The sequence below is a fragment of the Pseudarthrobacter oxydans genome (assembly GCF_030812335.1).
GTDB lineage: Bacteria > Actinomycetota > Actinomycetes > Actinomycetales > Micrococcaceae > Arthrobacter > Arthrobacter oxydans_B.
The window spans coordinates 190,512-210,194 of sequence record NZ_JAUSSN010000006.1 but is presented as its reverse complement, the minus strand read 5'-3'; the positions used below and the strand labels follow the sequence as shown (position 1 = coordinate 210,194).

At 68.1% G+C, this 19,683-nt stretch carries 20 protein-coding genes and 1 other RNA gene; 10 read left to right on the top strand and 11 right to left on the bottom strand.

Annotated elements, in window-relative coordinates; translation table 11 throughout:
* Position 1 precedes the first annotated feature (1 nt).
* Both J2W14_RS11970 and def read left to right on the top strand, forming a co-directional pair.
* The gene (locus tag J2W14_RS11970; protein WP_307462656.1) at positions 2 to 1,156 is read left to right on the top strand and encodes an acyl-CoA dehydrogenase family protein; all 1,155 of its coding nucleotides are present in this window, start codon (positions 2 to 4) and stop codon (positions 1,154 to 1,156) included.
* 38 nt (positions 1,157 to 1,194) lie between these two features.
* Entirely contained in the window at positions 1,195 to 1,767 is a 573-nt protein-coding gene (def, locus tag J2W14_RS11965) for a peptide deformylase (protein ID WP_307462654.1), read from the top strand.
* 50 nt (positions 1,768 to 1,817) lie between these two features.
* Here the strand turns inward: def and J2W14_RS11960 are convergent, their stop codons facing one another.
* Entirely contained in the window at positions 1,818 to 2,522 is a 705-nt protein-coding gene (locus J2W14_RS11960; RefSeq protein WP_307462653.1) for an alpha/beta fold hydrolase, read from the bottom strand.
* A gap of 73 nt (positions 2,523 to 2,595) precedes the next feature.
* Positions 2,596 to 3,510 carry a polyphosphate kinase 2 gene (gene ppk2, locus J2W14_RS11955; protein ID WP_307462651.1) on the bottom strand — a complete coding sequence of 305 codons (915 nt, stop codon included), beginning with the start codon at positions 3,508 to 3,510 and terminating at the stop codon, positions 2,596 to 2,598.
* Between the two features lie 136 nt (positions 3,511 to 3,646).
* Between ppk2 and J2W14_RS11950 the strand changes: the two genes are divergently transcribed.
* Both J2W14_RS11950 and J2W14_RS11945 read left to right on the top strand, forming a co-directional pair.
* Positions 3,647 to 4,627, top strand: coding sequence for a 1-phosphofructokinase family hexose kinase (locus J2W14_RS11950; RefSeq protein WP_307462649.1), 981 nt, complete (start codon positions 3,647 to 3,649; stop codon positions 4,625 to 4,627).
* Positions 4,624 to 5,145 (top strand): hypothetical protein, encoded by a 522-nt coding sequence (locus tag J2W14_RS11945; RefSeq protein WP_307462647.1) that lies wholly within the window; start codon positions 4,624 to 4,626, stop codon positions 5,143 to 5,145. Before J2W14_RS11950 ends, J2W14_RS11945 begins: the two co-directional genes overlap by 4 nt.
* Positions 5,146 to 5,176: 31 nt before the next feature.
* Here J2W14_RS11945 and J2W14_RS11940 read toward each other — a convergent pair whose 3' ends face one another.
* From J2W14_RS11940 to J2W14_RS11930, 3 genes are all read right to left on the bottom strand, one after another.
* Positions 5,177 to 5,980, bottom strand: coding sequence for an HNH endonuclease family protein (locus J2W14_RS11940; protein WP_307462645.1), 804 nt, complete (start codon positions 5,978 to 5,980; stop codon positions 5,177 to 5,179).
* Positions 5,981 to 6,109: 129 nt separating this feature from the next.
* On the bottom strand, positions 6,110 to 6,319 hold the full coding sequence (locus J2W14_RS11935; RefSeq protein WP_307462644.1) for a hypothetical protein: 210 nt from the start codon (positions 6,317 to 6,319) through the stop codon (positions 6,110 to 6,112).
* Between the two features lie 79 nt (positions 6,320 to 6,398).
* A complete protein-coding gene (locus tag J2W14_RS11930) occupies positions 6,399 to 7,895 on the bottom strand; it encodes a glyceraldehyde-3-phosphate dehydrogenase (RefSeq protein ID WP_307462643.1) in 1,497 nt (498 codons plus the stop codon).
* Between the two features lie 263 nt (positions 7,896 to 8,158).
* Here J2W14_RS11930 and J2W14_RS11925 point away from each other — a divergent pair, with 263 nt between their 5' ends.
* A complete protein-coding gene (locus tag J2W14_RS11925; RefSeq protein ID WP_307462641.1) occupies positions 8,159 to 9,025 on the top strand; it encodes a glycerophosphodiester phosphodiesterase in 867 nt (288 codons plus the stop codon).
* Positions 9,026 to 9,030: 5 nt separating this feature from the next.
* Here the strand turns inward: J2W14_RS11925 and J2W14_RS11920 are convergent, their stop codons facing one another.
* The gene (locus J2W14_RS11920) at positions 9,031 to 10,641 is read right to left on the bottom strand and encodes a GMC family oxidoreductase (protein ID WP_307462640.1); all 1,611 of its coding nucleotides are present in this window, start codon (positions 10,639 to 10,641) and stop codon (positions 9,031 to 9,033) included.
* A gap of 161 nt (positions 10,642 to 10,802) precedes the next feature.
* Positions 10,803 to 11,195, bottom strand: an RNA gene (gene rnpB / locus J2W14_RS11915) — RNase P RNA component class A.
* 72 nt (positions 11,196 to 11,267) lie between these two features.
* Here rnpB and J2W14_RS11910 point away from each other — a divergent pair.
* Positions 11,268 to 12,143 (top strand): alpha/beta hydrolase, encoded by an 876-nt coding sequence (locus J2W14_RS11910; RefSeq protein ID WP_307462638.1) that lies wholly within the window; start codon positions 11,268 to 11,270, stop codon positions 12,141 to 12,143.
* An 89-nt stretch (positions 12,144 to 12,232) separates the two neighbouring features.
* Positions 12,233 to 12,997 carry a YaaA family protein gene (locus J2W14_RS11905; RefSeq protein ID WP_307462636.1) on the top strand — a complete coding sequence of 255 codons (765 nt, stop codon included), beginning with the start codon at positions 12,233 to 12,235 and terminating at the stop codon, positions 12,995 to 12,997.
* A gap of 60 nt (positions 12,998 to 13,057) precedes the next feature.
* On the opposite strand, the gene J2W14_RS11900 is transcribed toward J2W14_RS11905, so the two are convergent.
* Together J2W14_RS11900 and J2W14_RS11895 are read right to left on the bottom strand one after the other, a co-directional pair.
* Complete coding sequence (locus J2W14_RS11900; protein ID WP_307462635.1) at positions 13,058 to 13,795, bottom strand: zinc ribbon domain-containing protein; 738 nt, start codon at positions 13,793 to 13,795, stop codon at positions 13,058 to 13,060.
* Between the two features lie 123 nt (positions 13,796 to 13,918).
* Positions 13,919 to 14,836 (bottom strand): Nif3-like dinuclear metal center hexameric protein, encoded by a 918-nt coding sequence (locus tag J2W14_RS11895; protein WP_307462633.1) that lies wholly within the window; start codon positions 14,834 to 14,836, stop codon positions 13,919 to 13,921.
* A gap of 79 nt (positions 14,837 to 14,915) precedes the next feature.
* Between J2W14_RS11895 and msrA the strand changes: the two genes are divergently transcribed.
* From msrA to epsC, 3 genes are all read left to right on the top strand, one after another.
* Complete coding sequence (gene msrA / locus J2W14_RS11890; RefSeq protein WP_307462631.1) at positions 14,916 to 15,440, top strand: peptide-methionine (S)-S-oxide reductase MsrA; 525 nt, start codon at positions 14,916 to 14,918, stop codon at positions 15,438 to 15,440.
* 68 nt (positions 15,441 to 15,508) lie between these two features.
* Positions 15,509 to 16,444, top strand: a complete 936-nt coding sequence (gene cysK / locus J2W14_RS11885; RefSeq protein WP_307462629.1) for a cysteine synthase A — start codon at positions 15,509 to 15,511, stop codon at positions 16,442 to 16,444.
* A 38-nt stretch (positions 16,445 to 16,482) separates the two neighbouring features.
* Positions 16,483 to 17,067, top strand: coding sequence for a serine O-acetyltransferase EpsC (gene epsC / locus J2W14_RS11880; protein ID WP_307462627.1), 585 nt, complete (start codon positions 16,483 to 16,485; stop codon positions 17,065 to 17,067).
* 34 nt (positions 17,068 to 17,101) lie between these two features.
* On the opposite strand, the gene J2W14_RS11875 is transcribed toward epsC, so the two are convergent.
* Positions 17,102 to 17,935: an oxidoreductase gene (locus tag J2W14_RS11875; protein WP_307462625.1), complete on the bottom strand. Its 834-nt coding sequence runs from the start codon at positions 17,933 to 17,935 to the stop codon at positions 17,102 to 17,104.
* A 141-nt stretch (positions 17,936 to 18,076) separates the two neighbouring features.
* Complete coding sequence (gene gndA / locus J2W14_RS11870) at positions 18,077 to 19,513, bottom strand: NADP-dependent phosphogluconate dehydrogenase (protein ID WP_307462624.1); 1,437 nt, start codon at positions 19,511 to 19,513, stop codon at positions 18,077 to 18,079.
* Positions 19,514 to 19,683: the final 170 nt, after the last annotated feature.

Genomic DNA, 19,683 nt, shown 5'->3' with positions numbered 1-19,683 from the left:
AGTGAAGCGCACGCTTTTTGAAGAAGACCACGAGATGTTCCGTGAGATGGCTGCCGAGTTCAACACGCGCGCCGTGGCACCCCACTACGCCCAGTGGGACCAGGATCACATGATGTCGCGGGACCTGTGGACCTCGGCCGGCGAGCAGGGCCTGCTGGGCCTGGCCGTTCCGGAGCAATTCGGCGGCATGGGCATGAACGACTACCGCTTCCGCGCCGTGCTGGACGAGGAGTTCGCCAAGAGCAACCACCTCGCGGTGGGCCTGGCCTTCCACCTGCACGATGACATGGTCCTCCCCCACCTGCTGGCCTACGGCTCCGACGACCTCAAAGGCCGCTGGCTTCCCGGCATGGTCTCGGGCGAGACAGTCACCTCGGTCGCCTGGACCGAGCCCGGCGCGGGTTCGGACCTCCGCGGCATCCGCACCAAGGCGGTGCGCGACGGCGACGACTGGCTGATCAGCGGCCAGAAGACCTTCATCGGCAACGGCATCTCCGGCGACGCCTCCCTGGTCCTGGCCCGCACCGACGGCGGCACCGGCCGCGGGAACCACAACTCCTTCTCCCTGTTCATGGTCGGCAAGGGCGAGGGCTACAACACCGGCAAGCAGCTGGACAAGATGGGCCTCAAGGCCTCGGACACCGCGGAACTGTTCTTCGACGATGTCCGGGTTCCGCACGCGGACCTCGTCGGCGAGGAGGGCAAGGGCCTGCAATACGCCGCCGAGCAGCTCCCGCAGGGCCGGCTCGCGATCGCGGTGGCAAGCTCCGCCGTCGTCCGCGCCATCTACGAGGAGACCGTCAGCTACACGAAGGACCGCAACGCCTTCGGGGAGCGGGTCATCGACTTCCAGAACAGCCGTTTCGAACTCGCCGACATCCTCACCGAGGTCGAGGTCACCGAGACCTATGTGGACCAGGCCATCCGGGCCTTCAACGCCGGAGAGCTCGACGCCGCCTCCGCCGCCCGCGCCAAGCTGTGGGCGTCCGAGCGCGCCAAGTCCGTCACGGACCGCTGCCTCCAGCTGCATGGCGGCTACGGCTACATCCTGGAATACCCCGTGGCGCAGGCCTTTCTGGCGGCCCGGCTGCTGACCATCTTCGGCGGCACCAACGAAATCATGCGCGACGTCGTCGGCCGCACCATCGCCGGCTGACCCGCCGTTCACCACAGCACCAGAGGAACTTCACTGACATGACCGTTCTGCCCATCACGATCTGGGGCGAGCCCGTGCTGCACCGCCGGGCCGCCGAGGTTGAAGTCTTCGACGACGAGCTCCGGACCCTGATCGCCGACATGTTCGAGACCAACGACGCCGCCAACGGCGTCGGTCTCGCCGCGCCCCAGGTCGGGGTGGGCAAACGGCTGTTCATCTACAAATACGACAACGACGACGGCGCCCCGCCCTCCGGCGCCGTCGTCAACCCGGTGCTGACCCTCTCCAAGATTTCCGGCGCGCTGCCGGATCCGGACGAGGAGGAGGAAGGCTGCCTGTCCTTCCCCGGCGGGCAGTACCCGCTCAAGCGCGCGGAATGGGCCCGGGTGCAGGGCTTCGACGGGGACGGCAAGCCGGTCGATTTCGAGGCGACAGGATGGTTTGCCCGGGTGATCCAGCACGAATACGACCACCTCGACGGCAAGCTCTACGTCAACCGGCTGATCGACCGCTATGCCCGCAAGGCCATGAAACAGGCCAAGAAGAGCGGCTGGGGCGTTCCCGGGCTGACGTGGATGCCGGGCGTGGACCCGGACCCCTTCGGGCACTAGGGTCCGGGCTCAATTCTGCCGGTTACTTCTCCCGGGCTACTTCTGCCGGCCTACGGCTCCCGGTCGACGGCGGCCAGGATCGCCGCCCCCAGTTCGACCGGCCTGGTGAACTGGGGCCAGTGCCCGGTGGGCAGGTCCACGTAGTCGACGTCGCGGACCCGCCCGAGTTCGGCGACGTACGGGTGCCCGGCCGCGATCATTTCGATCAGCATGGCGGACGGGAACTCGCAGGCGATGACGGTGGCCGGGACGTCGAAGCGGGCCTCGTTGTGCAGGCGCTGCGGGTCCTGGGCCACGCCCTTCGGCTGCGGGACGGCGCGCGCCCGGAACATGGCCCGCAGCTCATCGTTGAGATCGGTGAGGTCCTCGTCCTCGAACAGCTCCCAGGGCGGGAGCGGCACGTCGTCGCCGTCCTCCGGGAGCTCGTCGTTGATGACGCCGCCCTCGCCGAGCGGACCGCTGTCCACGTAGATGGCCCGGACCACCCGGTCCGGGCGGGCGTCGACGGCGCCGTGAATGATGGCACCCCCGCCCGAGTGGCCCACCAGGACCACCGGGGCATCGACCGCGTCGATCGTGGCCACGACGGCGTCGATGTGGGTGCGCAGGCCGATGCCGGCGCGCGGCGCGTCCGGCGACTCCAGCCCGGGCAGGGTCAGCGGGTGGACCTGATGCCCGGCGTCGGCGAGCGGCGGAGTGACCTCCTCCCACGACGAGGCGTCCAACCAGAATCCGGGAACGAGGATGATGTCCATGCCGGTACCCTACCCGCCCCGGACTGCGGGCGGCACGGTCCGGGGCGAAAAATTCCTATCCGGTTTCGTACAACTACCCCTCGCCGGATTTCTGCAGGATCGAGGCATGATCCGGAACGTACCGGAACAACTCCCGCGGCGGGCGCGTGTAGTTGACGGCCTTGGGCCTTTCCGGCAAAGTCACCAGCTCCGTCCGGACCTCCGTGTAGTCGATGCTGGAGAGCATATGGGCGATCATGTTGATCCGGGCCCGGCGCTTGTCCTCCGCCTCGACCACGTACCAGGGCGATTCGGCAGTATCGGTCTGCATGAACATGTCGTCCTTGGCGCGGGAATAGTCCTCCCAGCGCAGGATCGACTCCCGGTCCATCGGCGAGAGTTTCCATTGCCGCATCGGGTCATCCAGCCGGGACTTGAAGCGCCGTTCCTGTTCCGCGTGGCTGATCGAAAACCAGTACTTGAACATCAGGATGCCGTCCTGGACCAGGAGGCGTTCAAAGACCGGGCACTGGGCCATAAAGCGCTTGTGTTCCGCGGGCGTGCAGAATCCCATCACATGTTCGACGCCGGCCCGGTTGTACCAGGAGCGGTCCATCAGGACGATCTCGCCCGCGGCGGGCAGATGCTGCACGTAGCGCTGGAAATACCATTCACCGCGCTGCCGGTCCGTCGGGGCCGGCAACGCCACGATACGGGCGACGCGCGGATTCAGGTACTCCGTCAGCCGCTTGATCGCGCTGCCCTTGCCGGCGGCGTCGCGCCCCTCAAAGATCACCAGCACACGCGCCCCCGTGCTGCGGACCCATTCCTGCAGCGCGACGAGTTCGGCCTGGAGCCGGAAGAGTTCGGCCTCATAAACCCTCCGGGGCAACCGCCCCTTGCGTCCCTTGGCGCCCTTCCGGCCGGACTTATCCTTGCCGGAGCCGGACTTGCCGGCTTCGTCCTTGCCGGAGCCGGACTTGCCGGCGCCGTCCTTGCCATGTGCCATGGTTCCCGTTCCACTCGTTGCGGCGGACTTTCGTGTCGCCAGTCCTGCCGGGCCCATTCTCGCCGAGCGGGAGACTGCGGCACAAGGGGACGTCCTGCCGGGGACACCAGCAACCTCAGGCTCCTATGCTTGGGCCATGGAAGCCCCCCGACCGACGCCGATGCAGCCCATCCTCACGCTTACCGTCAACCCCGCCCTGGACGTCAGCACCACGACTGAGCAGGTCATCAGCGGCCACAAGCTGCGCTGCGGCACCAGCCGCCTCGACCCGGGCGGCGGCGGTGTGAACGTGTCCCGGGTGGTCCAGCGCCTCGGCGGCCGGACCCTGGCGGTCTACACCGCCGGGGGACCCACCGGAGAGGCGTACCGCCGGCTCATCGAAGCCGAACGCGTCCCCACCCTGGCCGTGCCGATCCAGGGAAGCACCCGTCAGGATTTCACCGTCGATGAGACGACGACGGGCAAGCAGTTCCGCTTCGTGCTGCAGGGCCCCGAACTGAGTGAGCCCGAGTGGCGTTTGTGCCTGGCGCTCGTGGCGGATTCGGTTCCCGCGGGCGGGTATGTCGTGGCCAGCGGAAGCCTGCCGCCTGGCGTCCCGGAGGATTTCTACGCCCGGGTGGCCAGGCTGGCGCGGCAGCAGGATGCGCGCTGCATCGTGGACGCCTCGGGACCGGCCCTGGCCGAGGCCCTCGCCGAAGGGGTCTTTCTGGTGAAGCCGAGCCGGCGGGAGCTCGGGCTGCATTTTGGAACGATCCTGGAGAGCGCCGAAAGCCAGGTCGAGGCGGCCGCGGCGCTGGTCGCGGACGGCTCCGCGGAACATGTCGCGCTGACCCTGGGCGGCGAAGGTGCCGTGCTCGCCTCGAAATCCGGGATTCTGCGGCTGGCCGTGCCCCGGGTGAAGGTGACCAGCACCGTCGGAGCCGGCGACAGCTTCCTCGCCGCGTTCGTCCTCCGGCTGGCCCAGGGCCGCACGCTGGGGGAAGCGCTCCGGGCTGCGGTCGCCGCCGGAAGCGCCACGGTGACGACGCTGGCCACCGAGCTCTGCCACCGCGGGGACGTCGAACGGCTGGAGGCGCAGCTCACCGCCGAGGCCTTGGACAGGGGTACCGGACAGTGAAGACGGGTCCGGCCGGGCTGATTGCGGCGCTGCTCCTGGCTGTGGCCACCGCGGGCTGTTCCGGCTCCGCACCCAACGTCTGCCCTGCCATTGCGTGGTTCAACACCCTCACCGTGTCCCTCGACGGCAGCGTGGAGAAAGTCAGCCTGGTGGAGTTCTGCGCGGAAGGCGTCTGCTCGGTCCGCGCGGATGGCCCGGTGCGTGCTCCCGAGGCCTCCGTCACCACGGGCGCTGTGACCGCCCCGGCCACAACCCTGGCGGTCACCCCTGCGCCGTCCCGGTCTGTGCCGACACCATCCGTGCCGGGCTACAGCCCCTTCACGGCGGCGCGGGTCGACGGCCGGACCTGGCAGGTCAGCCTCATGATGCGGTCCCCGAAAACGGTAACCATCAGGGCGTACTCCGCAGACGGTAGCGTCCTGGCGCAGCGCGACGTGGAACCGGGCTGGACCCGGGTGGGCGGAAGCGAGGCCTGCGGCGGCCCGGAAACCGCCGGCCCCGTCAGACTCGTCATCTAGGAACTCCCCCCAACCCGGTCCGCCGGCGTGGCTACCGGGCAGCCGCGACAACCGTCTGCTGCCCCGGACAGGAGGCGAGGATCCGTTGCATGGCGTCCTTTTCCGCCGGAGTGACCCACAGCCGGTAGGCGGCCTTGACAGAGATCTGCCGGGCGACGTAGTGGCAGCGGAAGGCCTTGTTCGGGGGAAGCCAGGTGGCGGCGTCGGAGGCGCTCTTGTCCTGGTTGGCCGGGCCGTCGACGGCGATCAGGTTCAGCGGGTCGTTCGCCAGGGACTCGCGCTGCTCGGCGGTCAACTGCTGGGCGCCCTTCTGCCAGGCATCCCCCAGCGCCACCACATGGTCGATCTGCACGTCCACGCTGCTCCCGGCTCCCCTGCGGAATGTGAGCTGGCGGCCGGTGTACGGTTCCCGGAAGGTGCCGCCGGCCACCTGGCAGCGGGGGTCCCCGGTGAACTCGGCGCCCGACAGGTCGCGGCGCAGGATGTCGTTGCGGGTGTCGCAGCCGTTACGGTCCACGTCCAGCCAGGCCTGGCCGAAGGCACGGCGGTCGTAGTCCTCCCGGCCTGCCCGGCCCTTGACCGGGAGCGTGTCCAGCAGGGCCGCGGCGGGACCCCGGGGAACGGGCCGCACCGCAGGGACGGGGTTCATCCAGCCGGCTGCCAGCACCGGCGCCTCGCGGGGTCCGTCTGTGGGCGGCTCGGCAACGGCAAACTGCCCGGCGGTGAAGAACCAGCCGAGACCCGCGACGACGGCGAGTGCCGCGGCGGCCAGCAGGACCCATGCCTGGCGGGACCGCCGTCGCTCCCGCCGGAATTCCGGCCAGGTGAGCGTCAAGACGGCCCCCGGGCAGGGAGCCCGGGTCCGGTGCGGGCCGGTGCGGGCCGATTTCTTTCCACCCTTGAAGCCTAGGCCCGGCCTCCGCCGCTGCAGGCGTTGTCCACAGTGTGGAGGACGGGTGCCGCTCTAGTTCTCTTTCGTCACCCTCACCAGGTCTTCGTTGGCGAGGGCCAAAAGGGATTCGAGTTGCCGGACCCGTGCCTCGTCGACATCGCCGGCCGCATGTTTGGCGCGGGCATCGTCGAGAAGCCGTTTGGCTTCCTTGGCGTTCCGCCGGGCAACATCCAGGGCGTGTTCCAGAGTGGTTTCGTGCTCCACAGCCGAGTTCTGTTCCATGGCACCATTGTGGTGCCCTTTCCCGGCCGTTTCCAGAGGAACCGGCCGGGAAAGGCGGAACAGATTCAGGGCGGTGGCGTCAGGCCGTGACCTCGACGGGCAGGCCGGCTGCCTCCAGGGTTGCGGCTGCGTCCTTGGCGGGGAACGACGGCGGGTTCACGCCGGCCATTTCCTCCATCACGCGGACCACCTGGCAGCTGTAGCCGAACTCGTTGTCGTACCAGACGTAGAGGACGAGGTTCTTGTCGTTGGAGATCGTGGCCAGCCCGTCGACAATCCCTGCACGGCGCGAGCCGACGAAGTCCGTGGAGACAACCTCGGGCGAATCGATGTAGTCGACCTGCTTGCGCAGTTCCGAGTGCAGCGACATTTCCCGCAGGTAGTCGTTGACCTCGTCCTTGGTGGTGCCGTTTTCCAGGCTCAGGTTCAGGATGGCCAGGGACACGTCCGGGGTGGGGACGCGGATGGAGCTGCCGGTGAGCTTGCCGAGCAGTTCCGGCAGGGCCTTGGCCACGGCCTTGGCGGCACCGGTCTCGGTGATGACCATGTTCAGCGCGGCGGAGCGGCCGCGGCGGTCACCCTTGTGGAAGTTGTCGATCAGGTTCTGGTCGTTGGTGAAGGAGTGGACCGTCTCGACGTGGCCGTGCACGACGCCGTAGCGGTCGTTGATCGCCTTGAGCACCGGGGTGATGGCGTTGGTTGTGCAGGAGGCCGCAGAGACGATCGTGTCCGAGTCGGTGATGGTGCCGTGGTTGATGCCGTGCACGATGTTCTTCAGGTCGCCCTTGCCCGGGGCGGTGAGCAGCACCCGGGCAACGCCCTTGCTCTTCAGGTGCTGGGACAGACCCTCGGCGTCGCGCCAGCGTCCCGTGTTGTCGACAACGAGGGCGTCGTGGATGCCGTAGGCGGTGTAGTCGACCGTGGCGGGGTTGTCCGAGTAGATGACCTGGATCTGGACGCCGTTGGCGGTGATGGTGTCGTTCTCGAGGTCCAGCTTGATGGTGCCTTCGAACGAGCCGTGGACCGAGTCGCGGCGCAGCAGGCTGGCCCGCTTGGTGAGGTCGTTGTCCGAACCGCGGCGGACCACGATGGCGCGCAGGCGCAGGCCGTGCCCGCCGCCTGCCTTTTCGATCAGGAGGCGGGCCAGGAGCCGGCCGATGCGGCCGAAGCCGTAGAGCACGACGTCGGTGCTCGTGCGGTCGTCGCCGCCGCGCTTGCCGACAATCTCGGCGAGTTCCTTGCGGAGGAACTCGTCCAGCGTGGCGCCGTCGCCTTCGACGCGGTACTTCTCGGTGAGGCGCGCAATGTCGATGGCTGCGGCGCCAAGCTCCAGTTTGGTCAGCGCATCCAGCAGCGGGGCGGTCTCTTCGAGACGCAGTTCTTCCTTGCTCATCCGGCGGGCGAAACGGTGTGCCTTGAGGATGTTCATGGTGGACTTGTTGATCAGGCTGCGGCCGTGGATGGACGTGACCACGTTGTTCTCGCGGTACAGCCGGCCGATCACCGGGATCATGGCCTCGGCGAGCGCCTCCCGGCCCATCCACGTATCAAGACAAGAATCAGACGTCTGGCTCACAGAAATACCTTCCTAGAATCCACCACATACGGCGTCGTATGCGGTTGTCGGCTGCCGGAGGGTGTCCGGAACCTCGGCGCCGGCAGGGATTCGGTCCACCCCGGGCGCCTGTGTCGAGCAAAGAAAAACGCCGGCTGCGAACGCAGACCCGGCGGCAGAACTTCTACGTTCACCATCCAGTCTACCGGCGGCCCGGCACGGTCCGGTCCCCGGTGACGCGTGAAATGACTCACACAGAGCCGGCGGCCAGCTACGCTGGGGCGATGTTCAAGATCGGGGCTCTGCTGCTGGGGGTCGTGCTGTGCACCGGCTGCGCAGCGGCGGCACCGCCGGCTGGCCCGGCGTCGTCAAGTCCGGCGTCGTCAAGTCCAGCGACGGCGGTGCCGGCCGGCCCGGCACCGTCAAGTCCAGCGTCGTCGCATCCAGCATCGGCGGCAGCGTTTACCCTGGTGGCGCACCGCGGCGGAGCGCTGGTCCATCCCGAGTCCTCCGCGGAAGCCTTCGAGGCCGTGGGCAAGACGGCGTACCCGATCGAAACGGATCTGCGGCAGCTCCGGGACGGGACTCTCGTTCCGCTGCACGACGACGCCGCCGAGCGGACCATGTCCGGCCTGAGCGGCCCTCCCGCGGGCATCAGCGAAGAGCAGTGGGCAGCGGCCCGCATCAGGCATCCGCTGGGCGGCGCCGAGGGCACTCCGACGACGTGGGAAGCCATGCTGGATCTGTACGGCGGGCGGAACATCCTGGTCCCCGAACTGAAGGACCCCGCGATCGATCCGGCCGCCTTCGCGGAGACCATCCTGCAGCGCGGCATCCAGGACAAGGTGGTGGTGCAGACGTTCAGCTTCCCTGCCGCCCAGGCCCTGGCCCGGTCCGGGCTGCAGGTGCTGTATCTCCTGCGGGACGGGGAGGAACCGGATCCGGCGTCGATCAGCTCCAGCGGCATCGGTCACGTCGGCCCGCACAAAAGCATCAGCCCGGGCTACCTGGGCAGGCTAAAGGACTCCGGGCTGACCGTGTGGCCCTATACCGTCAACGACGCAGCAACCGCGGCGAGGCTGCGGGAGGAAGGCGCGGACGGAGTCTTCACCGACACGCCGTGGGAGCTGGCGAAGCAGCTGGGCCTCTAGTCCGCCTACCGGGCGTCCTGGAGGATCATGTCGACGGCCTTTTCGGCGATCATGATGGTGGGCGCCTGCGTGTTGGCGCTCACGAGCCGGGGCATGATCGAGGAGTCAACGACGCGCAGCCCCTCGAGCCCATGGACCTTCAGCCGCGGCGAGACCACCGACTCATCGGTGGTCCCCATGGAGCAGGTACCGACCGGGTGGTAGGACGTCCTTCCGAAGGAGCGCACGAACTTCACGTACTCGTCGCGGGTTTCCACCCGGCTGCCGTCGCCGATGTGCTCCGCCTTGGTCAGCGCCGCCATCGACGACTGCTCCATGATCCCGCGGCTCTGCTGCACCCCGGCGATGGCCATCTCGAGGTCGTAGTCGTCGGCAAGATAGTTCGGATCGATCAGCGGTGCCTTGGCGGGGTCCGAGGACGCCGGGCGGACGGTTCCCCGGCTCCGCGGCCGCAGGAAGTACGAGTTCAGCGTGGCCCCGAATCCGGGCTTCAAGGCCGTGGCGCCGGTCCCCACCCGCGCGGCCGGCAGGAAGTGGAACTGCAGGTCCGGGCTCTTCTCGTCCTTGTTCGCATAACTGAAACCCCCGGCTTCCACGAGGGTGGACGCGAACGGGCCCGACCGGAACGCGAGGTACTCGACCCCGGCCAGGACCGTGGCCGGGCGCACCTGGTTCAGCCGGTCCAGGCTGTGGTAGTCCGTGAGTTCGTAGACGATGTCGACGTCGCAGTGGTCCTGCAGGTTCTTGCCGACGCCCGGTAGGGCGTGCACGGTCTCGATGCCGGCTGCGGCGAGGTCCGCCGGGTCGCCGATGCCCGAGAGCTGCAGCAGCTTGGGCGAACCGAACGCGCCGGCCGAGACAATCACCTCGCGGCGGGCGGTATACGTCCGCACGCTGCCGCCCTCGATCGCCTGGATTCCGACGGCCCGGCCGTTGCTGATGATCACCTTGGAGACTGTGACATTGGCGCGGACGGTGAGGTTGGCCCGCCTGCGGGCGGGCCGGAGGTAGGCGACGGCGGCGCTGCACCGGCGCCCGTTCTTCGTCGTGGTCTGGTAAAAGCCGACGCCGTACTGCTCGGCGCCGTTGAAGTCGCTGTTGTAGGGCAGCCCGAACTCCTGGCCGGCCTTGACGAAGGCCGCCGAGAGCTTGTGCGGACGCAGGAGATCCGAGACGCCCAGCGGACCCTCCGTCCCGTGGTGCGGTGCCGAGAGCCTACTGTTCGACTCCGAACGGACAAAGTACTTGCTCACCTCGTCAGCGGACCAGCCCTCGCAGCCATAGTCCGTGACCCAGCCGTCATAGTCCGCTGCCACGCCGCGGGTGAAGACCTGGGAGTTGATGGACCCCCCGCCGCCCAGCACGCGGCCCTGGGCGAGCGGGATGCGCCGGCCGTTGCTGTGCTTCTGCGGAACGCTCGCATAGTGCCATTGGTAAGGCCCGCCCTTCAGCTTCGGGAAGCCGGCCGGGACGTGAATGAACGGGTGGCGGTCGGATCTGCCCGCCTCGAGGAGCAGGACGCGGACTGAGGGGTCTTCGCTGAGCCTGCCGGCAAGGACGCTGCCGCCGCTGCCACCGCCGGCAATCACATAGTCATATGCTGCCTCGTCCGACACTCTTGCTCCTAAGCTGTCCGCTGTCCCCATCGCTGCTTGAATGCTCCCTGCAGTCTCGGGTCCCGCAGGGATGATGTCAAGCATTCGGGTCGGCCGGTATCCGCGCAGGCCAGAAGGCCCTCGGCAGCGGAAACGGTGGCGGGGGTTCCCCGCGGTGTGAATGGATGGGTTGACCGATACGCCGGGTTCTGTGTTCCCGCGCCGTTGCCGGCGCGGGAGTAGCGGCCATCCATCTACGAACGCCGTTGCCGACGCCCTCCAGCAGCCTACCCGGGCACTCGGGCGAGCAGCCCTCAAACGTGCCCTGTCTGGCCTTGCTCCGGGTGGGGTTTACCTAGCCTTCCCGGTCACCCGGGAAGCTGGTGGTCTCTTACACCACCGTTTCACCCTTACCTGCGTGCGGCCCGTGCACGCACGCGCCGCACGCAGGCGGTCTGTTCTCTGTGGCACTGGCCTGCGGGTTACCCCGAGTGGGCGTTACCCACCACCCTGCCCTGCGGAGCCCGGACGTTCCTCGAGCCACTTTCGTGACGCGCGGCCGCCTGGTCAACCCATCCGCAGTCCATTCTACGGTCAGGCCGGTCCCGTCCGGGGACACCTCCGGCTTCTGAGCCTATGATCGGGGAATGGAGGATCCTGTCCTGGGCCGGCGCCGGCTGCTTGGGCTGGCAGGACTCGGGCTGGGCGCCTCAGCTCTCGCGGCCTGCACCGAGGGCCTCACGCCCGTGGAGACGGCCCCTCCCGCCGTGACAGCGCCGCCACGCACCGCCGCATTGACAGTCCGGACCAGCACGGGCTCATTCGTCTCCGCGTTCCGTCCGGGCATCGCCACCCACTGGACCCTGGCCGGGCCCGACGTCATGTCCGGCGGCGCACATCCCGACCTGCCCCTGGCGGTGTTCCTGCACGGCCTCGGGGGCAGCCACTCCGTCCTGCTCGAGGGCCTGGCGGCCCACGAGGCCCTCCAGCGGCACCTCGACGCCGGCGGCCCGCCGTTTGCCCTGGCCGCCGTGGACGGCGGGGACTCCTGGTGGCACCGCCGTGCCGACGGCAGCGATACCCAGTCGATGCTGGTGCACGAATTTGTGCCCTTCCTCGGCGGCCGCGGCTATGACCTCGGCCGGATCGGCCTCTTCGGCCTGTCCATGGGCGGCTTCGGTTCGCTCCTGCTGGCGTCCCAGGGCCGGCTGCCCGGGGTCCGGGCCGTGGCGGCCATGAGCCCGGCGGTCTGGGAGGCGTATGAAGCAAGCATGGAAGGCGCCTTCGACGGCCCGGCCGACTTCGCCGCCCACGATGTGTTCACGCTCCGGCCCAGCCTTGCGGCGGTCCCCAAGCGGATCGACTGCGGCACCGGGGACGACCTCTTTGCCACGGTCCGGGACTACCGCGCGGAACTCCCGGGCACCGTCGAAGGCGGCTTCCAGCCCGGCGGTCACGACGACAGCTACTGGCGTTCGATCCTGCCCGGGGTGTTGTCCTTCCTCGGCCGCAACCTCGGCTGAGCCGGCGGCCCCGGAACCGGCTTTGCGGGATTCCGGCAGCGGCCCGGGGCGGTACCATCCCGGCAACGGGCCGCCGCTAGGATTGGACGGTGCTGATTCTGCTGCCGCCCTCCGAAGGCAAGACGCCCGCCACGGCCGGCGACGCCGTCGACTGGACTACCTTGAGCTTCCCCGGACTGAACACCTACCGGGCCAAGGTGCTGGAGGGACTCGGAACGGTCAGCGCCCACGAGGACGCCCTGGCGCTCCTGGGCGTCGGCGCCTCGCTGCGGGCCGACGTCGAACGCAACACGAGGCTGCACGCCGAGCCGGCTGCCCCGGCCCACCAGGTCTACTCCGGGGTGCTGTACGACGCGCTGGACTACAACTCCCTGACGCCCGCGCAGCGGAGGAAGGCGGACGGGTGCGTGCTGGTCATTTCCGCGCTCTGGGGGGCCATCCGCTTCGGCGACCGTGTGCCCGCCTACCGGCTGTCGATGGGGACCGCCCTGCCCGACGTCGGACGCCTGGCGTCCTTCTGGAAGCCGCAACTCAATGCCGCCCTCGCGGCCGCCGCGGAGGGCGAACTGCTGGTGGACTGCCGCTCCAGCACCTACGCCGCGGCGTGGGCTCCCCCGCCGGCGCAGACCGTCGCCGTCAACGTGTTCACCGAGGTCAACGGCGTCCGGAAGGTCGTCAGCCACTTCGCGAAGCACACCCGGGGCGAGCTCGCCCGGCATCTGCTGACCCGCCGGGGCAAGGCGCCGCGGACGCCCGCACAGCTGCAGAAGTCGGCTGCCGAGAGGTGGACGGCGGAACTCGTCGAGGGCACGGCCCGGAAGCCGCACACCCTCAACCTGATCCTGCCTAACTAGCGTGCAGCAGAGGCCGTTTTGGGGGCCCATAACGGCCCCTGCTGCCGGTCAGATGGGAGGTCAGGCCCACTCGGCGGAGCGGACCAGGATGCAGCCGGAGTCCGGGCAGAACACCACGTCGTCCTCGGCCGCGGCTTTGATTTCGGCGAGGTCCCCGGGGCTCAGCTGCATGCCCGAGCCCTCGGAGGTTCCGTGGAAGAGGCGGGCCGCACCCACACCACGCCTGGCCAGGGTCTTCTCGTAGATCGCCAGCAGGCCGGCGTCCATCCCCTCGGCGAACTCGGCGCGCTTGCCGCGCACCACCGTGGCCTCGGCGGCGATCTCCGCGAGCTGCTCGTCCAGTTCGGCGCGGATGGAACCGAAGGAGCCCTGGATGTCGTCAACAATCTGCTGCTGGCTGGCCTGGCGCAGGCGGAGGGTTTCCAGCCGCTCCAGGACTTCGAGCTCAACGTCCTCGAGGTCGGAACGGCGCTTGTTCAGGGACACCAGGTCGCGCTGCAGGGCCACGAGGTCCTTGGAGAGGCCGGTGCCGCTGTTGAGCCTCGCCTCGTCGCGTTCAATCCGGGAGGCGACCTGCTCCACGTCCGCTTCGGCGCGCTTGAGCTCGAGTTCGGCGTCGTGGACTGCCACCTTCGCGGCACCGAGTTCGCCGTTGGCCACGCCGAGGGCTGCTTCAAGATCGGTGATCCGGGAGTCGCTTTCAAGGCTTCGGCGGCGGTTGGACAGGGATTTGAGCTTCGCATCAAGTCCCTGCAATTCGAGCAACTTCAACTGTTCCGCCGGTGCTGCCTTGGCCACTATTTACCTCCGCTTGTTCCCTGCCGGCCGGAGCCGGGCGCCTATTCGGCGCTCCCTAGACTCTAGCGCCTAGCGTGCTCCCCAGCTTCGCTACGCTCACCCGGGGCCCCTCGCACGCCAGGCTTAGCCCGGAGTCAGAATGAAGTCCCACGGATCGCTGTTGGTGGTGCTGACCCGGATCTCGACATCGTGCCCCTGGTCGCCCAGCACATTGCCCAGCGCCTCCGCCGCGGCCGGCAGCCACAGCCACTCGCTGGCGAAGTGGGAAACGTCGATCAGGTAGGGCCGGTCATTGACGGCTTCCTCCCGCGCTTCCGACGCCGGATGGTGCCGCAGATCCGCGGTCAGGTAGACGTCGGCGTTGCTCGCACGGACCTCTCCGAAGAGCGAATCCCCGGCGCCGCCGCAGAGCGCCACCCGGCGGACCAGCCCGTCCCGGTCCCCGGACACCCGCACCCCGCCGGCGACGGCCGGCAGGATGCCGAAGACGCGGGCGGCAAAATCGCCCAGGGTCAGGACCTCCTCAAGGTCACCGACCCGTCCGATGCCTTCCTCCGGCAGCCCGTTCGCGGCCGGCGTCAGCGGGGCCACGTTCTGCAGGCCAAGGGCGTCGGCCAGGACATCCGAGACGCCGCCGACGGCGGAATCGCCGTTGGTGTGCACCGTCAGCAGGCCGGTCCCGGACTCAATCAGGCGGTGCACGGCCCGGCCCTTGGCGGTGGTCGCCGCGACCGAGGTGACACCCTTGAGCAGCAGCGGATGGTGGGTGATCAGCAGTTCCGCGCCGAACTCGATGGCCTCCTCGATCACCTCAAGGGTGGGATCGACGGCGAAGAGGATCCTGCTCACCCCGGCGGACGGGCGGCCGGCCACGAGGCCCACTTCGTCCCAGTCCTCCGCGAGCGATTCGGGCCAGAGCTCCTCGACGGCCAGCAGGATCATGCCCAGGGTGGGAATCCCGGGCGTTTCCCCGGATCCGTTGCCGGCGGCGCCGTTTCCTTCGGAAGGGCCGGCTGAAACGTCGGTGTTTACAGGTTCCATACCCCCATTTTTACCCTATCGGGCGGCCTCCCCCGCAGACCCCGGGAATCATCGGGGCCCTTCAACCATTGAACAGAGCATGAGAACTTTTGTCCTCGGCGGAGGCTGCTTCTGGTGCCTCGACGCCGTTTACCAGAAAACCAAGGGTGTCAGCGCCGTCGTTTCGGGCTACACCGGAGGCCATGACCGCAACCCCGACTATTATGCCGTCTGCTCCGGAACCACCGGCCATGCCGAAGTGGTGGCGGTGACGTTCGATGAGGAGATCGTCCCCGCGGAGGTCATCTTGGACATGTTCTTTGTCCTCCACGACCCCACCACGCTCAACCGCCAGGGCTACGACGTCGGAACGCAGTACCGCTCCTCGATGTTCTATGAGACGACCGAGGAGAAGATCCTTTTCGAGGAAGCGATCGAACGGAACCAGCCGCTCTGGGCGCACCCGATCGTCACGGAGGTCAGCCGGCTGCCGGTGTTCCACCGGGCGGAGGAAATCCACCAGGACTACTACGGCAAGTTCCCGGAGCAGGGCTACTGCCAGGTGATCATCAATCCGAAGCTGGCCAAGGCCAGGAAATATTACTCTGCATGGCTTAATGCTTAGCTAGGGCCCGCGGGCCCTCGTTAGGCTGACCTCAGTATCCCCTCTTCAACAGACAGGCGCAGACACCCATGGCACGGATCTATGACGATGTTACCCAGCTGGTCGGCGGCACCCCGCTGGTCCGGCTCAACCGCCTGGCCGAAGGCCTTGACGCCACCGTGGCCGTCAAGCTGGAGTTCTACAACCCGGCCAACAGCGTCAAGGACCGTATCGGTGTCGCGATCGTCGACGCCGCGGAGAAGTCCGGTGCCCTCAAGCCCGGCGGCACCATCGTCGAAGGCACCTCCGGCAACACGGGCATCGCCCTGGCCATGGTGGGCGCGGCCCGCGGCTACAAGGTCATTCTGACGATGCCGGAGACCATGTCCACCGAACGCCGTGTCATGCTGCGTGCCTACGGTGCCGAGATCGTGCTCACTCCCGGTTCCGAGGGCATGCGGGGCGCCGTGGAAAAGGCCCAGGAGATCGTCGCCAACACGGAGAACTCGATCTGGGCCCAGCAGTTCGCCAACGAGGCCAACCCCGAGGTCCACCGCCAGACCACGGCCGAGGAAATCTGGTCCGACACCGACGGCAAGGTGGACATCTTCGTCGCCGGCGTCGGCACCGGCGGAACCGTCACCGGCGTCGGGCAGGTGCTCAAGGAGCGCAAGCCCGAGGTCCAGATCATCGCCGTCGAGCCGAAGGACTCCGCCATCCTCAACGGCGGCGCCCCGGGCCCGCACAAAATCCAGGGCCTGGGCGCCAACTTCGTCCCGGAGATCCTGGACACCAACGTCTACGACGAGGTCATCGACGCCACCCTCGAGGACTCGGTCCGCGTGGCCCGCGAACTCGGCTTCCAGGAAGGCATCCTCGGCGGCATCTCCTCCGGCGCGATCGTCTGGGCAGCCCTGGAGCTCGCCAAGCGCCCGGAGAACGCCGGTAAGCTGATTGTTGCCATTGTCTGCGACTTCGGTGAGCGTTACATCTCCACCGTGCTGTACGACGACATCCGCGGCTAAGTCCAGAACGCTGTCCACGAATTCGTAGAAAGGTCTTTGTGAGCTTTTTCGCAAGACTGAAGGAGGACCTCGACGCCGCCCGGTCACACGACCCGGCGGCTCGAGGTTCTTTCGAGAACTTCTTTGCCTACTCCGGCCTGCACGCGATCTGGTTCCACCGCGTGACGCACCGGCTGTGGCAGAATCCGGCGCTGCGCTTCCCGGCCCGGCTGATCTCCCAGCTGGCGAGGTTCCTCACGGGGATCGAGATCCACCCCGGAGCCACGGTCGGCCGCCGCTTTTTCATCGACCACGGCATGGGCGTCGTGATCGGCGAAACCGCCGAAATCGGCGAGGACGTCATGATCTACCACGGTGTGACCCTCGGCGGCCGCTCCCTGGCCAAGGTCAAGCGCCACCCCACCATCGAGGACCGCGTCGTGATCGGCGCCGGAGCCAAGATCCTGGGCCCCATCACCATCGGCCGGGACAGCGCCGTGGGCGCCAACGCCGTGGTGGTCAAGGACGCGCCGGCAGAGTCGATCCTGACGGGCGTGCCCGCCACCTGGCGGCACCGGGACGCACAGCGCGAGACCAAGCCCGCCGTCGACCCGGCCGAATACCTGATCGACTACCACATCTGACCGGCTCCGGCCGGGGCCGGCGTCCCGGCGGACGCTACGCGGGGAACCGCTTGTAGATGTTCCAGATGACGACGTCGAACGCCCGGTCCGGCAGCAGCCGGCGCAGCAGCAGGATGGCCCGGGCGCCCTTGCCCACCGGATAGCGCGTCTTGGGCTTCGGGGACGTCGCGGCGTGGACGATGGCGTCGGCAATGACGTCCGGAGGCGTGGACATGCTGGAGCCGACGGTGGACGCCAGCGCCGCGGCTACCACCTTCGCCTGGTCCATGTAGGGCCCGCGGCCGGACGTGGCCAGCAGGCTGTCTCCGGAAATGGCGCCCCACTCCGAGGCGGTTCCCGACGGCTCGATGATGGACACGTCGATGCCGTGCGGCTTGAGTTCGACCCTTAGGGAATCGCTCAGGCCCTCGACGGCGAATTTCGTCGCGTGGTACCAGGCACCAAGCGGCTCGTACATCTGTCCGCCGATCGAGGACACGTTGATGATCCTTCCCCGCCCGGCGGCCCGCATCCCGGGAAGCACCAGCTGGGTCATCCGCGCCAGGCCGAAGAGGTTGACGTCGAACTGCCGGCGTCCCTCAGCCAGCTCCACTTCCTCCAGCGAGCCGTAGGAGCCGTAGCCGGCATTGTTCACCAGGACGTCGACCCGGCCGTGGTCGGCAATCACCTGCTCGACGGCGGCGGTCATGGATTCCTCGCTGGTGACGTCCAGCTCCACGACCGTCACTCCGTGGGCCTTGAGGGGCTCCATTTTCCCGACCCGCCGGGCACCGGCGTACACGGTGAAACCGCGGGCTGCGAGCTTCCACGCGGTCTCGTAACCGATTCCGGTGGAGGCACCGGTGACAAATGCTACGGGCTGGGTCATCTGCTGCACTCCTGGGACGCTGGCGGGAACGGTTGCTGTGTCTGACACTGCGTGACGGCCGGGACGGGTTCCCGGGGAAACACGAACGGCCGGTGCTCCCAGAGTAACGGGGAGCACCGGCCGTTCGGCGTCAGTGGCGGACTAGTGGGTGTCCACTGCCTCGATTTCAGACTTGTCCTCGCCCCAGAGGGTGTGGAACGTGCCTTCAGCGTCGACGCGGCCGTAGGTGTGCGCGCCGAAGAGGTCGCGCTGGCCCTGGATCACGGCGGCAGGCAGGCGCTTGCGGCGCAGACCGTCGTAGTAGGCCAGCGAGGAGGAGAACACCGGCACCGGGATGCCGAGCTGGACCGCGGTCGAGACCACCCGGCGCCAGGCCGGGAGGACGTCGGCGATCGCCTGGGTGAACGCCGGGGCGAAGAGCAGGTTCGCCGGCTTCTCCGCCGCGGCGTAGGCCTTGGTGATCTCCTTGAGCAGTTCGGCGCGGATGATGCAGCCGCCGCGCCACAGCGAGGCGATCTCGTCCAGCTTCAGGTCCCAGCCGTATTCCTTGGCGGCGGACGTGAGCATGTCCAGCCCCTGCGCGTAAGAGACCAGCTTGGAGGCGTAGAGCGCCTGCCGGACATCCTCGACGAAGCTCTCGGGGACCTCGATGTCGGCTTCGGCACCGGCGAGCAGTTCCTGGGCCAGCTTGCGCTGCTCCGTCTGGGAGGACAGCGCCCGGGCGAAAACCGATTCGGCGATGCCCGAGGTCGGGGAGCCCAGTTCCAGGGCGGAGATGACGGTCCAGCGGCCGGTGCCCTTCTGCCCGGCGGCGTCCACGACGACGTCGACGAACGGCTTGCCGGTCTTCGCGTCCACGTGGCCGAGGACCTCGGCGGAGATCTCGATCAGGAAGGAGGCCAGGTCGCCCTTGTTCCACTCGGCGAAGATTTTCGCCTGCTCGGCCGGTTCGATCCCCGCGCCGGAGCGCAGCAGGTCGAACGCTTCACCGATGACCTGCATGTCGGCGTATTCGATGCCGTTGTGGACCATCTTGACGAAGTGGCCGGCGCCGTCGGTGCCGATCCAGGCGCAGCAGGGCTTGCCGTCGACGTGGGCGGCGATCTTTTCCAGCAGCGGACCCAGGGCGTCGTAGGACTCCTTCGAGCCGCCGGGCATGATCGAGGGGCCGTTGAGGGCGCCTTCCTCGCCGCCGGAGACGCCGATGCCGACGAAGTGCAGGTCCTTCTTGGCCAGCGCTGCCTCGCGGCGGCGGGTGTCCTCATAGTGGGAGTTGCCGGCGTCGATGATGATGTCGCCCGCTTCCAGGAGCGGCTCGAGCTGCTCGATCACGGAGTCAACCGGCTTGCCGGCCTTGACCATGATCAGCACCCGGCGCGGCTTCTCCAGGGAATCAACGAGTTCCTGCAGGGTCTCCGTGCGGACAAAGTCGCCGTCCGTGCCGTGCTTTTCCAGCAGGGCGTCGGTCTTTTCGACGGACCGGTTGTGCAGGGCAACGGTGAAGCCGTTCCGGGCCAGGTTGCGGGCGAGGTTGGCCCCCATCACCGCAAGGCCGGTGACACCGATGTGTGCTGACATCAAAACTCCAATTCATTTCTGTGCAACATGTGCAGTTCGTCCCGCGCGGAAGGCGGAACTGTCTTCTTGGGATCAGTGGCTGTCAATAAACCATATGTATTTCCGACGGTTGCTGGGAAGCAGTGCCCACGTGGCGGAATATGGCGCGTCACAAACAGTCTATGATTTCC

What these genes read in the sequence shown, in the direction of transcription:
- def (WP_307462654.1), top strand. Translation starts at nt 1,195, where the DNA reads ATGACCGTTCTGCCCATCACGATCTGGGGCGAGCCCGTGCTGCACCGC.
- J2W14_RS11960 (WP_307462653.1), bottom strand. Translation starts at nt 2,522, where the DNA reads ATGGACATCATCCTCGTTCCCGGATTCTGGTTGGACGCCTCGTCGTGG.
- ppk2 (WP_307462651.1), bottom strand. Translation starts at nt 3,510, where the DNA reads ATGGCACATGGCAAGGACGGCGCCGGCAAGTCCGGCTCCGGCAAGGAC.
- J2W14_RS11950 (WP_307462649.1), top strand. Translation starts at nt 3,647, where the DNA reads ATGGAAGCCCCCCGACCGACGCCGATGCAGCCCATCCTCACGCTTACC.
- J2W14_RS11935 (WP_307462644.1), bottom strand. Translation starts at nt 6,319, where the DNA reads ATGGAACAGAACTCGGCTGTGGAGCACGAAACCACTCTGGAACACGCC.
- J2W14_RS11925 (WP_307462641.1), top strand. Translation starts at nt 8,159, where the DNA reads ATGTTCAAGATCGGGGCTCTGCTGCTGGGGGTCGTGCTGTGCACCGGC.
- J2W14_RS11910 (WP_307462638.1), top strand. Translation starts at nt 11,268, where the DNA reads ATGGAGGATCCTGTCCTGGGCCGGCGCCGGCTGCTTGGGCTGGCAGGA.
- J2W14_RS11895 (WP_307462633.1), bottom strand. Translation starts at nt 14,836, where the DNA reads ATGGAACCTGTAAACACCGACGTTTCAGCCGGCCCTTCCGAAGGAAAC.
- msrA (WP_307462631.1), top strand. Translation starts at nt 14,916, where the DNA reads ATGAGAACTTTTGTCCTCGGCGGAGGCTGCTTCTGGTGCCTCGACGCC.
- cysK (WP_307462629.1), top strand. Translation starts at nt 15,509, where the DNA reads ATGGCACGGATCTATGACGATGTTACCCAGCTGGTCGGCGGCACCCCG.
- J2W14_RS11875 (WP_307462625.1), bottom strand. Translation starts at nt 17,935, where the DNA reads ATGACCCAGCCCGTAGCATTTGTCACCGGTGCCTCCACCGGAATCGGT.
- gndA (WP_307462624.1), bottom strand. Translation starts at nt 19,513, where the DNA reads ATGTCAGCACACATCGGTGTCACCGGCCTTGCGGTGATGGGGGCCAAC.